The sequence below is a fragment of the Rathayibacter sp. PhB186 genome, assembly GCF_003751825.1.
Classification (GTDB): domain Bacteria; phylum Actinomycetota; class Actinomycetes; order Actinomycetales; family Microbacteriaceae; genus Rathayibacter; species Rathayibacter festucae.
This window is the reverse complement of the sequence record NZ_RJKO01000008.1, coordinates 125,314-140,231: the sequence shown is the minus strand read 5'-3', so window position 1 is coordinate 140,231 and position 14,918 is coordinate 125,314. Positions and strand designations below refer to the sequence as shown.

Below are 14,918 nucleotides of genomic sequence, written 5' to 3'. Positions count from 1 at the left end.
CAGCGCCCCTGCTCCGACGGGGCGCTGCCGGGCCGGCCTGTGCTGCCGGCCGACCCGTGGGGGCGCCACTCAGGCGGAGGCGCGGTCGAGCTGGGCGATCTCGCTCCGGGTGATCGGCAGCGTGGCGGCTCCGAAGATCGACGCCACCTCCTCGGCGCCGCGGGCGCGCACGATGACGGCCGAGACCTCCTGGTGCGCGAGGACCCAGGCGAGCGCGGCGGTGCCGGGGTTGCTGCCGTGCGCCTCCGCGACCTCGTCGAGCGCCGCGAGCACCTTGTTGCCGTGCCGGCCGACGTAGTCGAGCGCGGCCTCGAACATCACCGACTCCGGCTCGTCGGAGCGGTGGCGCAGCCGCCCGGTGAGGTAGCCGCTCGCGAGCGGCAGGCGGGCGAGGGTGCCGAGACCCTGGCGGAGCACCTCGGGGGCGACGTCCGCCTCGTAGTGCTTGCGCTCCATCAGGTTGTACTCGGCGATCACCGCGGTGAAGGCGGGCAGGCCGAGGTCGCGAGCCGCCGCCTCCGCCTCGGCCAGGGCGGCGCCGCTGAAGTGCGCCGCGCCCAGGGCGCCGACCGAGCCGTTCTCGATGAACGGGGCGACGGCGGCGAGGCTCTCGGCGATCGGGACCTCCGGGTCCTCGCTGTCGAAGGAGAGCAGGTCGATCCGGGTGCCGAGCCGCTCCAGGCAGCCCTCGATCGCGACCCGCACGTCCTCGGCCGCGAGGCCCGGGGCGTCGGGGTGGCGGCCGACCTTGGTGGCGACGAGCAGCTCGTCGCGCCGGGTGGACTGCTCGAGCCAGCGGCCGATCATGTACTCGCTGCGCCCGGTGGCGTAGTGGTCGGCGGTCGAGATCAGCGTCCCGCCGAGCTCGGCGAACGCGTCGAGGACCTCGGTGGTCTCGTCGATGCTCGCGGCCCAGCCGAAGACGGAGCCGTCGAGGGCGACCGGGTGCACGGGCAGACCGGTGGCTCCGAGGAGGCGGGGCGGAAGGGGCGTCTCCGGCGCGAGGGCCGGGGGCGTCGAGTCGGTCACGGGGTCCTCCGGTCGGGGCGGTGCGACGGCACGGTCCCGCCACCGTACCCCACGGACGACGGGCCGCCGGCCCACCGGGGTGCGGCCGCACCCGGGAACGACGGACGCCCGCCCCGCGCGAGTGGGACGGCCACCACTCCTGGGAACGACGGACGCCCGCCCCACCGGAGTGGGACGGCCACCACCCCGGGAACGACGGACGCCCGCCCCACGCGAGTGGGACGGGCGTCGGTCGTGCGGGAGGGATCAGCTCTCGGCGGGGACCTCGACGGGCGCCTCGGCGTCCTCGGCCACGACGGGCGCGAGGGACAGCTTGCCGCGGTCGTCGATCTTGGTGATCGAGACGAGCAGCTTCTGGCCGACTCCGAGGACGTCCTCGACGTTCTCGACGCGCTTGCCACCGGCGAGCTTGCGGACCTCGCTGATGTGCAGCAGGCCGTCCTTGCCGGGGAGGAGCGAGACGAACGCACCGAAGGTCGCGATCTTGACGACGGTTCCGAGGAACTGCTCGCCGACCTCGGGGTTGGTCGGGTTCGCGATGGCGTTGACCTGGGCGCGAGCGGCCTCGGCCGACGGTCCGTCGACGGCGCCGATGTAGACGGTGCCGTCCTCCTCGATGGAGATGTCGGCGCCGGTCTCGTCCTGGATCGCGTTGATCGTCTTGCCCTTGGGGCCGATCAGCTCGCCGATCTTGTCGACGGGGATCTGGACCGAGATCACGCGGGGCGCGGTCGGGGCCATCTCGTCGGGCTGGTCGATGGCCGCCGTGAGCACCGCGAGGATCGTGGTGCGGGCGTCCTTGGCCTGCTTGAGCGCGGCGTCGAGGACCGACGACGGGATGCCGTCGAGCTTCGTGTCGAGCTGGATGGCCGTGACGTACTCCGAGGTGCCGGCGACCTTGAAGTCCATGTCGCCGAGCGCGTCCTCGGCGCCCAGGATGTCGGTCAGCGCCGCGTAGCGGGTGTGACCGTCGACCACGTCGGAGACGAGGCCCATCGCGATGCCCGCGACCGGGGCGCGCAGCGGCACACCGGCGTTGAGGAGCGACAGGGTCGACGCGCAGACGGAGCCCATCGAGGTGGAGCCGTTGGAGCTGAGCGCCTCGGACACCTGGCGGATCGCGTAGGGGAACTCCTCGCGGCTCGGCAGCACCGGCACGAGGGCGCGCTCGGCGAGGAAGCCGTGCCCGATCTCGCGACGCTTCGGCGACCCGACGCGGCCGGTCTCACCGGTCGAGTAGGGCGGGAAGTTGTAGTGGTGCAGGTAGCGCTTCTTCGTGACGGGCGACAGCGAGTCGATCTGCTGCTCCATCTTGAGCATGTTCAGCGTGGTGACGCCCAGGATCTGGGTCTCGCCGCGCTGGAAGATCGCCGAGCCGTGGACGCGCGGGATGACCTGCACCTCGGCGTCGAGCGGTCGGATGTCGGCCAGGCCGCGGCCGTCGATGCGGACGCCGTCGCGGAGGATGCGGCCGCGGACGACCACCTTCGTGACGGACTTGTACGCGGCGCCGACCTGCGCGAAGGCCTCGGCGGAGAGGCGGCCGGAGGCGATGCGCTCGGCGATCTGCTCCTTGACCTTCGCCTTGAGGGCGTCGTCGGCGTCCTGACGCTCGACCTTGTCGGCGATCTGGTAGACGCGGACGAGCTCGTCGTAGCTGAGCTCGGCGACGTTGTCGTAGGTCTCCTGCGCGTAGGGCAGGAAGACCGGGTAGTCCTTGACCGGCTTCGCGGTCTCGGCGGCCAGCTTCGACTGCGCCTCGACGAGCGCACGGAGGAAGGGCTTGGCGGCCTCGAGGCCCTGGGCGACGACGGCCTCGTCGGGCTTGGTGGCGCCCGCCTTGATGAGGTTCCACGAGACGTCGGTGGCCTCGGCCTCGACCATCATGATGGCGACGTCCGAGGAGCCGTCCTCGTTGGTGACGACGCGGCCCGCGACGGTGAGGTCGAAGACGGCGTTCTCGAGCTGCGAGGCCTTGGGGAAGGCGACCCACTGGTCGTTGCCGGAGCCGTCGGACATGAGCGCGAGGCGCACACCGGCGACCGGGCCCGAGAAGGGCAGGCCGGAGATCTGGGTCGAGGCGCTCGCGGCGTTGATCGCGAGGGCGTCGTAGAACTCGTCCGGGGCGATGCTGAGGACCGTGATGACGATCTGGACCTCGTTGCGCAGGCCCTCGACGAACGAGGGGCGCAGCGGCCGGTCGATCAGACGGCAGACCAGGATCGCCTCGGTGGAGGGGCGGCCCTCGCGGCGGAAGAACGAGCCGGGGATCTTGCCGGCGGCGTAGGAGCGCTCCTCGACGTCGACGGTCAGCGGGAAGAAGTCGAAGTTGTCCTTCGGGTTCTTCGACGCCGAGGTGGCGGAGAGGAGCATGGTGTCCTCGTCGAGGTACGCGGCGACCGCGCCCTGAGCCTGCTGCGCGAGGCGGCCGGTCTCGAAGCGGACGGTGCGGGTGCCGTACGAGCCGTTGTCGAGAACGGCTTCGGCGAATGTGATTTCAGGACCTTCCAAGAGGTCTGTCTCCTTAACGTCTGCAGCGGCACCCCTCTGGGCGCCGGCGTTCGTCGGAGCGGCATGACGGTCAGGAATCGCACGCGATCCCACGGCAGGGCTTCGCGCCGTGCCGTCGTGTGGAGGGCGTTCGTGCTGGCCACCAGTAGAAGGGCTCCGGGTCTGCCCGACATCGTCCACTGCGCTGCAGCAGCGCGTGATGTCGCGAACCGGGACTCCACCACCGAGGACCAGCTTCCTGCCGGCCTGCTCCGTGGTTCGAACCCGACGGCGACCGGCGGTCGCTTCCGGATTCGGAACCGGTTCATGCTATCAGTGCGGGCCCCGATCGACCAGGAACCGCGGGATCGCCGCGCAGCTCCGCCCCGGGATCTCCGCCGCACGGCTACCAGATCGTGCCGGCCCCGACGGTGATCGCCGCGAGCATCAGCGCGCCGAGGACGAGTCCGACCACCGCGCGGGTCACGCCCGCGCCCCGCCGCGCGCCGCCCTTGACGAGGCCGACGACGCCGAAGACGACCGCGAGCACGTCGAGCGGGCCGCCGAGCAGCAGGCCGATGAACAGCGGGATCGGGGTCAGGAGCACGCCCAGGATCCCGAGGACGAGAGACGCGGTCGCGGCGGCGTTGCCGAGCGGGGCCGCGGGCGGTGCGAGCGGAGCGAGGTCGCCGGTCCACGCGCGGCCGTCCCAGTAGCGCTGCGTGTTCACCTGCGCCGGGTCCGGGTACCAGCCGGCCGGCGGACCCGCGGCGGCCGGCTCGTCCCAGAAGCCGGCCGCCGAGCGGTCGGCGCCGGCCGGGCCCTCCGCGTCAGCCACGGGTCTCGTGCATCAGCAGCTGGACCCGGAGACCGCCCTTGCCCTTCACGATGCGGGCGGGGATGCGCGGCTGCTTGCCGGCCTCCGTGAGCCGGGCCAGGGCCGCCTCGACCACGTTCTCGAGCCCGCGGGGCACGTAGCCGACGAGGTCGGTCGGCCGGTGGTTCGCGAAGAGCCGGACCGGCATCGGGGCATCGGTGCGCTCCTCCTCGATCGTGCGGCGCGGGATGACCGCCGTGATCTCCTCCTCGCCGAGGGCGTGCACGCGGGCCAGCTCGTCCTGGTGCGGCAGGGAGTCGGCGACGCCGAGGAGGGTGTCGCCGCGCTTGGACTTGGGCCGCAGCTCGTAGTCGTAGTCGTCGAGCTTGCCCGAGCCGCGGTCGCCGGCGGGCAGGGGGTCGGAGTCGGAGCGGCCGAACGAGAAGAGCTTCATGCCTCCATCATGGAGCGCCGGGGCCGCCCGTGTCGCGGGCCGCGCCCGCCTCCCGCGGCGGGCGTCCTCAGACGGCCGAGCGCAGCATCCGCGCGATCGCCACCAGTACGAGCGCGAGCACGATCGCCACGAAGGCGACCAGCACCGGGACCGCGGGGAGGACGGCGAGCGCCGCGCCGATCAGGAGGACCGGGACCGCGAGACCGACGTAGGAGGCGAGGAACATCCCGGCGAGGACCTCGCCGCGGGTCTCGTCGGAGGCGAGCGAGCCGGCGACCCCGAGCGCCAGGCGGAAGATCAGGCCGACGCCGGCCCCGGCGATCACGCCGCCGCCGATGAAGGCGGGCAGCACCACGGCGACGGCGCCCCAGGCGACGAGCACGAGCCCGACGGTGAGGGCAGCGGCGGAGAGGAGCAGCGCTCGGCGGACGGGCAGTCGCGCGGCGGTCAGCTGGGCGACGGCGCCGGCCGCGAAGACGCCGAACGAGACGACGCCCGCCAGCAGGTGCGAGGTCTCGCCGAAGCGGCCGGCCAGGAAGGTCGGCGCGAGCGAGGTGAAGAGGCCGAAGACGGCGAAGCCGGCGAACGCGCCGACGGCGGCCGAGAGGAAGGTGCCGCGCGAGGCGGCGGGGACGGCGAGCCGCTGCGGGCGGTAGGCGGGCAGCTCCTCGCGGCGCTCGACGGTCTCGGGGACGAGGGCGACCGCGATGCCGAGCACGACGAGCAGCACGAGGAAGACCTCGTAGGGCACCACGAGCGGGCGGTCGACGGTCACCGCGAGGACGCCGCCGATCAGGGGGCCGAGGGCCAGGCCGCCGACGTTGACGAGGGTCGAGACGGCGCGCGAGGCGCCGGGTCCCTCCTCTGGCCGGGCGATCGCGCGGAGCTCGGAGAGGTGGGCGGTGGCGGTCGCGGTGAGCGCGCCGACGCCGATGCCGGTCAGCAGACGGGCGACGATCAGGCCCGGCACGTCCGGCCAGAGCAGGAAGACGATGCTCGCCAGCACCTCGACGAGGATCGCGGCGAGCAGGATGCGGCGCCGGCCGAGCCAGTCGCTGACGTGGCCGGCGAGGAAGAGGCTGGCCACCACTCCGACGGCGTAGGCCGCGAAGATCACCGTCACGACGAAGGCGGGGAAGCCGTCGCGCTGCTGGTAGATCGCGTAGAGCGGGGTCGGCACGGTCGAGAAGGCCATCACGGAGAGGAAGGCGACCGCGATCACCCAGAAGCCGAGGTGGTGCCCGAGCTCGGGGCGGCGTGCGGCGGAGGAGGCGGTGCGGGCGGTCGTGCGCTCGGCGGGGGTTCCGGTGGTCGGCATGCGCCCAGACTGCTCCTCCGGATCGTCCACGTCCAACGGAGGATCATGGACGCATTGATCGACGATCCTGCATGATTCTCGGATGGACGATCGTCAGCTCGCCGCCTTCGTCGCCGTCGCGGAGGAGCTCAGCTTCACCCGCGCGGCCGCCCGCCTCTACGTGGTGCAGTCGACGCTGTCGGCGACCGTCCGCGCGCTCGAGCAGGACCTGGGGGCGCCGCTGTTCACCCGCTCGACGCGGCGCGTGGCGCTGACGGCCGTCGGCGAGGCGCTGCTGCCCTCGGCCCGCGCGGCGATCGACAGCGTCGACCGGATGCGCTCGCTCGCGGCGGAGGACGCGGCGGGGCTCCGCGGCCGGGTCCGGGTCGGCACCTTCTCGGCGCTCGACATCCTCGACCTGCCGGGTGTCCTCGGCGCGTTCCGGCGCCGGCATCCGCTGGTCGACCTGCTCCTGCGCACCTCGCCGAGCGGATCGACCGGGCTGGCGGAGGACCTGCGCCGTGGCCGCCTCGATGTGGCGCTGCTCGCGCTGCCGGTCGCCGAGCTGGACGATCTCGCCGTGACGACCGTCGTCCGCGACCGCTACGTGCTGCTGGTCGACAGCGCGGACCCGCTCGCGGGGCTGGTGCGGCCCTCCCCCGCGGACCTGGAGGGCGCGGCGTTCATCGACACCCCGTCCGGGTTCGGCAACCGCGTCAGCGTGGACCGGGCCTTCCGCGCGGCGGGAGCGACGCGACGGGTCGCGACCGAGGTCGCCGACCTGCCCGCGATCCCGCTCTTCGTGCAGGCCGGTCTGGGACCCGCGGTGGTGCCCCGATCGGGCATCGCGCCGCTGGAGGGGGTGACCGCGATCGAGCTCGACTGGCCCGGGCTGGTCTGGGAGGTCTCGGTCTGCAGTGCGCAGCGTCCCTCCGCGGCCGTGCAGGCCCTCACCGCGCTGCTGGCGGAGCGGACCGGGGCGGTCTGACGCCTCGGCCGGTCCGGCCCGGCGCGCGCTCAGCCCTCGCGAAGGGGCCCGCGGACGATCGAGTCGCCCGAGTGCTGCGGGTCGCCGTCGTCGGGCTCCTCGGAGATGTCGACGAGCGAGTACTCGGAGAGGTCGATGTCGGCGGGGACCGTGAAGCGGCCGTCCGTGCCGTCCAGCACCCCGAGCCCCACCAGTCCGGTGGCGTCGGCGGCGATCAGCCAGACCTCGCGGTAGGAGTCGGTCGCGCCGGCCGCGTCGAGGTGCACGACCAGCCGGCGCTCGCCGTCGGCGTCCTCGAGCTCGGCGCTGCCGCTCGCGCCCTGCCAGTCGGGGAAGGCTGCGAGATCGGCACGGGCGACCACGACCGCGTCGGTGCCCTGCGAGGCCTGCAGCCAGAAGCCGCCGACGACGCCGATCGCCAGGGCCGCGAGGGCGGCGAGCGCCGCGGGGAGCAGTCGGCGAGCGCGCGGTCGGCGATGCGAGGGCGTGTGGCGGCCCACCGGGAGCGCGGTGACCGGGGCGATCGGCGCATCCGCGGTCCCCAGCGCGAGCTCCCCGCGGATCCGGTCCCAGACCTCCGCCGGCGGCGCCTCGAGGGTCAGCGAGCGGCTCTGCCGGCCGAGACCGGCGGCGTGGCCGAGCTCGACCAGCTGCTGAGCGCACTCGGGGCACGCCTCGAGGTGGGCGGCGGCGTCGGCGGAGGAGTCCTCGCCGAGAGCGAGGAGGGCGAGCTCGTCGGGATCGAGGTGGGTCATGTGCTGCTCACCTCCAATCGGGAGCGGAGTCTGTCGAGACTGCGGCGGATGTGGCTCTTGACGGTGCCGAGCGGCAGGCCTGTCCGCTCGGCGATCTCGGTGTGGGTCAGGTCGTCGTAGAAGGCGAGGCTCATCACCCGCCGCGGGACCGGATCGAGGCGGGCGAGCTCGTCGGCCACCAGGACCCGCTCCTCGAGGTCGACCGCCGGCTCGCCCTCGTCCACCGGGGCGACCGCGACCAGCGCGGCGGTGAGCCGACGCTCCCGCGAGCGGTTCTCGTGGGCGTCCGCGATGCGCTTGCGCGAGATCCCGACCAGCCAGGCGCCGAGCGCCGCGCGGCCGGGGTCGAAGCTGCCGCGCCCGGTCCAGGCCGAGACGAAGACGCGCTGGACCACGTCCTCGGCGTCGCCGCGATCGCCGAGCGAGCGCAGGGCGAGGGTGAACACGAGCGGGGACCAGCGGGAGTAGGCCTCGTCGAGCGCCGACTCCTCCCCCGCGGCGAACCGGAGGCCGAGGCGCTGCACGAGGGCGCGCTCATCGGCGGCCTCGTCGTCGGGCTCGCGGGTCTGGGCGTCGCTCAGGGGGGTCCTCCTGGACTGGGGGCGGCAGCGGGGCCCGGTCGCGAGTGGCTCGGCGGCCTGCGGCGCTGCGGTGAGGCTCATGCTACGGCTCGCTCACAGCGGGAGCACGGAAGCGGCCGGTCGGGGTCGTCGTCGGGCGGTCACGGCGAGGGGGTCGCGGTGACGACCACGTTGCTGAGGTAGTGGCGGGTGTCGTAAGCGAAGTCGCCGCCGCAGGTGATCAGGACCAGGCGGGCGGCGCCGTCCTGGACGAAGACGCTCGAGAGGTCGACCGTGGTCTTCTCCGTGGTCTCGACGGTGTCCACCGTGTAGACGCGCTGGACGCCGTCCTCGCCCGTCAGGCCGATGTGCTGGCCGGGCTGCGCCTTCTTCAGCTCGGCGAATGGGCCGAGCCCGTAGGTGAGGGAGTCGACGTGGGCGGCGATCACGGTCGTCCCCTCGGCGGCGTCGAGCCCCCGGCCGTAGCGGTACCAGCCGGCCACGTCGGTGTCGGGGACCAGCTCCATCGTGCCGTCGTCGGCGACGCCGACCGGCTGCACGGGCATGTCGATCGGCAGGCCGTCGACGACCAGGCGCGTCGGCGCGAGCACCACCGGCGCGGGAGTCGCACCGAGGCGGGCGTCCGCGACCGGGACGTCCGGCACCGCGGCGGCGGACGGGCCGGGAGTGCTGGAGGGGATCGCGGCCGGCGTCGACGTCGGGAGCGGCGCACTCGCGTCAGGGGCGGGCACGACCCCGACCGCCTGTGCCGAGCAGCCGCCGAGGCCGAGGCCGACCGCGATCGCGCCGACCACGAGGAGAGCGCGCGGCCGGGTGGGGATCCTGCTCATCACGTCCTCCTCTCGTCGTGGTCGGCGGCCGGCCCGGGTGCGGGGGCACACCGGGCCGGCGGTCTTCGGTGCCGGTCGGGGACCGGCGGTCGTCCGCGTCGGTCAGCGAACGGCGGCGGCCTTGCGGCGACCGACCAGCGCGGCGCCGATCAGCGCGAGCGAGGCGAGGGCGGCAGCGCCCCACCAGCCCGCGGCCGCGTCGGTGCGGTTGTCGGCGGCGAGGCCGGCCTCACCGGCGGGGACACCGGACGGCGAGGAGTGCAGACCGCCGATGGTCTGCGTCGCGAGGGCGAGGTTGCCCTTCTCCAGGCTGCCCCAGGCGTAGACGATCGTGTTGACGCCCTCCTGGACCTGGACGTCGGCCGGGCCGATGACCGGAGCGGTGGTCCCGGTCGCGGCGACCACGGTCGAGATCGTGGCCGGAGCGAGGTTCAGGACGCCCTCGTTCGGGTTGGTCACGTTTGTCAGCACGGGCGAGCCGCCGGCGAGGATGTCCACGGCGGGCGCCGCGGCGATGTGGCGGACCGTGAGGCGTCCATCTCCGGCCGCGGTGGCGGAGATGTCGTTCGGGAACAGCGTCGCGGTGGGGGTGTTGTCGGGCGTGAGGTGCGCGGCGACGGTGTAGCTCTTGCCGGCTTCGAGCGCGAGGTCGACCGGGCCGATGACGGGGGCGCTCGCGTCGGCGGCGTCCGCGGCGGTGATCGCGACGGTGTACGTCCCGGTGGGCAGGTCGAGCGGGCCGGCCAGCGAGCCGGGCGTGAAGTCGTCGAGCGTCAGTGCTCCGTTGACGTACACGTCGACCGGGGTGTCGGGGACCGCGTGCAGCACGTAGAGGTCGGCCGAGTCGGCGTCGGCCGCGCTCGCGGGGGCGGCGGCGAGACCGGCGACGGCGAGGGTGCCGAGGCAGGCTCCGGCGAGCAGGCGGTGGGTGAGGCGGGAGGTGGTCACGGTGTTCCTCTTTCACGACGGGACCCGCGGGCGGGTCGGTGGGTTCTCGAGAAGGGCCTTCACCACTACTTCCGGCCGAGGGGCCTCCGCGGATGCACCGGACCGGAGAATTCTCGAAGGAATTCCCGTCCCTTCCCCACTGGTCGCGCTCAGGGCCTGGTCAGGGCCCGGTTCCGGGTCTAGCCTCCGAGCAGAGGGAGTCCCGCATGGTGCGTCGAGGCACGGTGGCGTCCGCGCTCGATCGGGTGCGGCGGGGTGGAGTGCGGCCGGATCGCTCCGTCGCCGCCGTGCGTCGCCGCGACTCCCCCGGCCGGCTCCTCGGCGCGACCGCCGCCTCCGCCGCCGCGATCGCGGTGCTCGCGCTCGCCCTCGCCGCCCTCGCTCCCCTCGCCGGGCTGCCCTCCGCGGCCGGCGGGACGACCGGGCCGTGCGACGAGCCGCGCGAGCTGCTCGCCGCCTCCTCCGTGCTCGACCGCGAGGGCGAGGCACTGGCCGGGCACTTGCTGGCCTGCGTCGACGCCGACCACCGGAGTCTGACCATCCACAACGACACCCCCGTCGTCTGGGTGCTGAGCGATCCCGGGGTGCGCGGGGTGGTCGGTCAGAGCGACCCGCGCCGCGACGCCGGAGTCACCGGTCTGCTGAGCGCGTACTCCGCTCGGATCGGCCGCGGCCTGGTGCTCCCTCCTGGAGCGTCCGCCGCGATCTCGGCCGGTCCGGGCCGGCTGGCGCCGCGACCGGACGAGGAGGCGACCCGGCTGTTCCTCGCGCTGACGGCGATCGTCGGGGCCCAGGATCAGGTGCGGGCCACCGAGCCGGCGCGAGCGCCGCGGAGCGTGGTCCGGACGGCGGCGCTGACCTGCGCGCTCGCGCTCGTGCGGGACGGCGCCGCCCCCGGCGCCGCGTCGATCACCCGGGCGGCCGGCGAGCCCGCCTGCTCGGACGCCTGGCAGCGGGCGCAGGCGAAGGCCCTCGACGACCGGTGGACTCTGCCCGGTCTCGCCGAGGCCCTGGCGCTGCCCGGACGACCCGAGGCGGACGCCGCACTCGCGCGGTCGGCGGCCGACTGGTTCGCGGCGTCGGCCGGCTTCTCCTGGGGCGGCGTCGACCGGCCGGAGCGCCTGGACTGAGCACGCCGCCGGGGCGCGCGATGCCGGGGAACTCGGTGGCCGGGAACGCGGAACGGGCCGCCCTCCCGGAGGAGAGCGGCCCGTTCAGAAGAAGATCGCGGTGTCATCGAGACCCCGCGCCCGACCCGGTGAGGGGAGGAGCGGAGGGGACTATCGACGCAGGCCGAGACGCTCGATCAGCGAGCGGTAGCGGCTGATGTCCACGTCCGACAGGTAGCCGAGGAGTCGACGGCGCTGACCCACGAGCAGCAGCAGACCACGACGCGAGTGGTGGTCGTGCTTGTGCTCCTTGAGGTGCTCGGTGAGGTCCTTGATCCGCTTGGTCAGGACGGCCACCTGCACCTCGGGGGATCCGGTGTCACCGGGGTGGGTCGCGTACTCTTCGATGATCGCCTTCTTGACGTCTGCTTCGAGTGCCATGAATGGGATCCCCTCTCTCTCGTTGCGCGGTGCCCTGCGCCTGATGCGTGGGCTCTCTTGATCCGCGGCCGTTGGACGGCAACCTGAGGAGCCTACCAGAGCGCGGGGGCCGGTGGTCGAGCGGATCGGTCGCCGGCCGGCGGGGGCCGGTGGGGACCGGTGGGTCAGGCGCCGACGGCCCGGTTCCAGAGCTCGACGAGCCACGGCGAGACGAGCAGCTCCCAGAAGAGGACGACGAGCACGTTCAGCACGACGCCGATCCAGCCGGCGATCGCCGGACGGCCCTCGCGGCGTCGCGCGCGGATCGAGGAGACGCCGAGCAGCACGCCGGCGAGCAGGAGCGCGTGGATGATCGCGGTGTAGAGAACGCCGACGAGCAGGTCGCTGACGGCCTGGTCGCCCGGGTAGGCGCCGAGCGAGATGATCGCGTACCAGACGAAGAACGCGATCGGGACGACGACGATCGCGAGGAGGATCGACGCCGTCCCGGCCCCGTAGCGTCGGCGGAGCGCGGCGAAGCGGCCGCCCGAGGCCGCGGCGCTCGAGCTCGCGGTGCGGGTCCGGGTGCGCGGAGCGGGGGCGGCGCGGCGCGCGGGGGCGGCGCCGGCGACGCGCGACGCGGTGGTGCGCGGGCGTCGGGGCGCGCCGTCGGATGACGTGCTCATGCTCCCCACCCTACGGGCTCCGTCCTGACGGCCCCGTGCGCCCGATCGCCGCGCTGCACCACCGCGCAGCACCGCCGCCGTCGCCTCCGCGCGGACCCTGCGGGCAGGCACGAGAATGGAGCGGGTGAGCCAGCCCCCCTCCGCGCCCCGGCGCAGCCATGTCGTCGACCTCTCCCCCCTCCGCGAGTCCCCCGCCTTCGCCCGCCTCTGGGCGGGCAACGTGATCTCCGGCATCGGCGGGCAGATGACGATCGTCGCCGTCGGCCTGCACATCTACGAGCTGACCGGATCGACGCTCGCCGTCGCGATGGTCGGCGTGGTGGCGCTGGTGCCGACCGTGATCGCCGGCTTGTACGGCGGCATGCTCGCCGACGCCTTCGACCGGCGGCTGGTGCTGCTGCTCTCCGCGATCGTCGCCTGGGGTTCGACCGCGGCGATCGCGGCGCTCGCCTGGTTCGGCGCGGAGACCCCGCTCACGCTCTACGCCCTGACGGCGGTCAACGCCGTGGCGACGACCATCATCGGCGCGACCCGGATGACGGTGGCGCCGCGGCTGCTGCGGCTCGAGCTGGTGCCGGCGGCGGCGGCGCTCGGCGGGATCGCGGGCGGCGTGGAGGTGACGGTCGGGCCGGCTCTCGCGGGCGTGCTGGTCGCCTCCTCCGGCTTCGCGGTGACCTACACGATCGACGTGGTGCTCTTCCTCGCGGCGTTCCTCGGCATCGCCGGGCTGCCCGCGCTGGTGCCCGAGGGCGAGCGGCAGCGGCCGGGGCTGGAGTCGCTGCGCTACGGGCTGCGGTTCCTCCGCGGGGCGCCGAACATCCGGCTGTCCTTCCTCGTCGACATCGTGGCGATGACGTTCGGGCAGCCGCGGGTCGTCTTCCCGGCGGCGGCGGCACTGCTGCTGGGCGGCGGTGCGGTGACGGTCGGCTTCCTCACTGCGGCGTACGCGGTCGGGGCGCTGCTGAGCAGCGTCTTCTCGGGGCGGCTGATCGGGGTGCGGCATCAGGGGCTCGCGATCAGCCGGTCGATCCAGGCCTACGGAGCGCTGATCCTCGGCTTCGGCGCGGTGCTGCTGGTCGCGGAGCTGACGGCGCACGACGCCTCCGAGCCGAACCTCGGCCTGATCGCGGCGGCGTCGGTCGCGCTCGCGGGAGCCGGTGCGGCCGACAACGTCAGCTCGATCTTCCGGCAGACGATGCTGCAGACCGCGGTGCCCGACAACATGCGCGGGCGGCTGCAGGGCGTCTTCATCGTGGTGGTGACGGGCGGACCGCGGGTCGGCGACCTCTACACGGGGCTGCTCGCCTCGCTCGCACTGCTCTGGCTGCCGCCGCTGGCCGGCGGACTGGCGATCGTCCTGATCCTGGCGGCGGTGCTGCGGCTCAGCCCGGGCTTCCGGCGCTACGACGCGCTGCACCCGGTGGCCTGAGGCACGGGGAGGGACGACCGCGTCGCACCCCGCTGGACGGGCGTGCGACGCGGTCGAGGGGCTACTCGCCCGCGTAGGCGCCGGCGGCGTTGCCGTCGGTGAGGTCGTCGGAGACCTCGCCGCTGTCGTCGTCGCGTCCCTCGACGCGGACGGGGCGGTAGACGTGGAAGCCGTCGATCTCGCCGTCCAGCTCCCAGACGACCTCGACCTCCTCGCCGTCGATGTCGGCGACGCGGGTGAGGGAGCGCTGAGGGGAGCCGTCGATGAGTTCGAGGCGGATGCTCTCCTGCTCCGCGCCGCTGTCGAGCATGGCCGTGTACGTGGTGGTGTCCATCCCTCGACGCTAGCCAGGCCGTCGGCGCGCTCGCCACCCCTTGCGGCGGCCGTGCTTCCGCGTAGCGTCGGCAGCATGACCGACACCACCATCACCCCCGCCACGGACGACGACCGCGCTCAGATCACCGAGATCGTGAAGAGCGCGAAGATCGGACTCCTCACCACCGTCAACGAGACCGGGCAGCTCGTCAGCCGGCCGCTCGCCGCGCAGGACGTCGACTTCGACGGCGACCTCTGGTTCTTCACCCAGGACCCGTCGGCGAAGGTCGACGACATCCGCGCCAACCCGAGCGTGAACGTCGCGTTCGAGTCGAAGAAGGGCTACCTCTCGGTGGCCGGCTCGGCGACCGTCGTGCACGACCCCGCCAAGGTGGACGAGCTGTGGTCGCCCTCGATCTCGGCCTGGTTCCCCGACGGCAAGGACGACCCGACCGTCGCGCTGCTGCGCGTCTCGGCCGAGACCGTCGAGCTCTGGGTGACCGACTCCCCCGCCCCCGTCGTGCTCTTCAAGGTCGCCAAGGCGGCCGTCACCGGCGGCCAGCCCGACATCGGCGAGAACCGCACCGTCTCCTTCGAGTAGCCGCGGCTCCTTCCCCTCCGCGAGATGCCACTTGTGCACGCTTTCCAGGGCGTGTCGTGCTCATAAGTGGCATCTCGCGGAAGGGGGACAGCGCCGCGGACGCTTTCCGCGAGATGCCAGTTGTGCACGCTTTTCACGGCGTGTCGCGTGCACAAGTGGCATCTCGCGG

General features: G+C 73.8%; 16 protein-coding genes. 4 read left to right on the top strand and 12 right to left on the bottom strand.

What is annotated here, in order from left to right; genetic code table 11:
* Positions 1–69: 69 nt before the first annotated feature.
* From EDF45_RS17595 to EDF45_RS17575, 5 genes are all read right to left on the bottom strand, one after another.
* A complete protein-coding gene (locus tag EDF45_RS17595; RefSeq protein WP_165909215.1) occupies positions 70–1,029 on the bottom strand; it encodes an aldo/keto reductase in 960 nt (319 codons plus the stop codon).
* 246 nt (positions 1,030–1,275) lie between these two features.
* Positions 1,276–3,540: a polyribonucleotide nucleotidyltransferase gene (locus EDF45_RS17590; protein ID WP_123447886.1), complete on the bottom strand. Its 2,265-nt coding sequence runs from the start codon at positions 3,538–3,540 to the stop codon at positions 1,276–1,278.
* Between the two features lie 385 nt (positions 3,541–3,925).
* Positions 3,926–4,357, bottom strand: a complete 432-nt coding sequence (locus EDF45_RS21615; RefSeq protein ID WP_123737202.1) for a DUF2510 domain-containing protein — start codon at positions 4,355–4,357, stop codon at positions 3,926–3,928.
* Positions 4,350–4,790 carry a hypothetical protein gene (locus EDF45_RS17580; RefSeq protein WP_123737203.1) on the bottom strand — a complete coding sequence of 147 codons (441 nt, stop codon included), beginning with the start codon at positions 4,788–4,790 and terminating at the stop codon, positions 4,350–4,352. Before EDF45_RS17580 ends, EDF45_RS21615 begins: the two co-directional genes overlap by 8 nt.
* A 67-nt stretch (positions 4,791–4,857) precedes the next feature.
* Positions 4,858–6,108, bottom strand: a complete 1,251-nt coding sequence (locus tag EDF45_RS17575) for an MFS transporter (protein WP_123737204.1) — start codon at positions 6,106–6,108, stop codon at positions 4,858–4,860.
* Between the two features lie 82 nt (positions 6,109–6,190).
* Here EDF45_RS17575 and EDF45_RS17570 point away from each other — a divergent pair, with 82 nt between their 5' ends.
* Positions 6,191–7,075, top strand: coding sequence for a LysR family transcriptional regulator (locus tag EDF45_RS17570; protein WP_123447890.1), 885 nt, complete (start codon positions 6,191–6,193; stop codon positions 7,073–7,075).
* A 29-nt stretch (positions 7,076–7,104) separates the two neighbouring features.
* Here EDF45_RS17570 and EDF45_RS17565 read toward each other — a convergent pair whose 3' ends face one another.
* From EDF45_RS17565 to EDF45_RS17550, 4 genes are all read right to left on the bottom strand, one after another.
* Entirely contained in the window at positions 7,105–7,830 is a 726-nt protein-coding gene (locus EDF45_RS17565; RefSeq protein ID WP_123737205.1) for an anti-sigma factor, read from the bottom strand.
* Entirely contained in the window at positions 7,827–8,492 is a 666-nt protein-coding gene (locus EDF45_RS17560; protein WP_123737206.1) for an RNA polymerase sigma factor, read from the bottom strand. The genes EDF45_RS17565 and EDF45_RS17560 overlap by 4 nt, the downstream gene beginning before the upstream one ends.
* 59 nt (positions 8,493–8,551) lie before the next feature.
* Positions 8,552–9,241 (bottom strand): class F sortase, encoded by a 690-nt coding sequence (locus tag EDF45_RS17555; protein WP_123737207.1) that lies wholly within the window; start codon positions 9,239–9,241, stop codon positions 8,552–8,554.
* Between the two features lie 102 nt (positions 9,242–9,343).
* Positions 9,344–10,189: a DUF4397 domain-containing protein gene (locus EDF45_RS17550; protein WP_123737208.1), complete on the bottom strand. Its 846-nt coding sequence runs from the start codon at positions 10,187–10,189 to the stop codon at positions 9,344–9,346.
* 206 nt (positions 10,190–10,395) lie between these two features.
* Here EDF45_RS17550 and EDF45_RS17545 point away from each other — a divergent pair, with 206 nt between their 5' ends.
* The gene (locus tag EDF45_RS17545; protein WP_132438263.1) at positions 10,396–11,319 is read left to right on the top strand and encodes a hypothetical protein; all 924 of its coding nucleotides are present in this window, start codon (positions 10,396–10,398) and stop codon (positions 11,317–11,319) included.
* Between the two features lie 150 nt (positions 11,320–11,469).
* Here EDF45_RS17545 and rpsO read toward each other — a convergent pair whose 3' ends face one another.
* Both rpsO and EDF45_RS17535 read right to left on the bottom strand, forming a co-directional pair.
* Entirely contained in the window at positions 11,470–11,739 is a 270-nt protein-coding gene (rpsO, locus tag EDF45_RS17540; protein ID WP_123447896.1) for a 30S ribosomal protein S15, read from the bottom strand.
* A 164-nt stretch (positions 11,740–11,903) separates the two neighbouring features.
* Positions 11,904–12,404, bottom strand: a complete 501-nt coding sequence (locus EDF45_RS17535) for a hypothetical protein (protein ID WP_123737210.1) — start codon at positions 12,402–12,404, stop codon at positions 11,904–11,906.
* A 115-nt stretch (positions 12,405–12,519) separates the two neighbouring features.
* On the opposite strand from EDF45_RS17535, the gene EDF45_RS17530 reads away from it, so the two are divergent.
* Positions 12,520–13,833 carry an MFS transporter gene (locus EDF45_RS17530; protein ID WP_123737211.1) on the top strand — a complete coding sequence of 438 codons (1,314 nt, stop codon included), beginning with the start codon at positions 12,520–12,522 and terminating at the stop codon, positions 13,831–13,833.
* 61 nt (positions 13,834–13,894) lie between these two features.
* Here the strand turns inward: EDF45_RS17530 and EDF45_RS17525 are convergent, their stop codons facing one another.
* Positions 13,895–14,167 (bottom strand): hypothetical protein, encoded by a 273-nt coding sequence (locus EDF45_RS17525; protein ID WP_123704987.1) that lies wholly within the window; start codon positions 14,165–14,167, stop codon positions 13,895–13,897.
* A 75-nt stretch (positions 14,168–14,242) separates the two neighbouring features.
* Between EDF45_RS17525 and EDF45_RS17520 the strand changes: the two genes are divergently transcribed.
* Positions 14,243–14,749, top strand: coding sequence for a pyridoxamine 5'-phosphate oxidase family protein (locus EDF45_RS17520; RefSeq protein WP_123737212.1), 507 nt, complete (start codon positions 14,243–14,245; stop codon positions 14,747–14,749).
* The last annotated feature ends 169 nt before the right edge of the window (positions 14,750–14,918 follow it).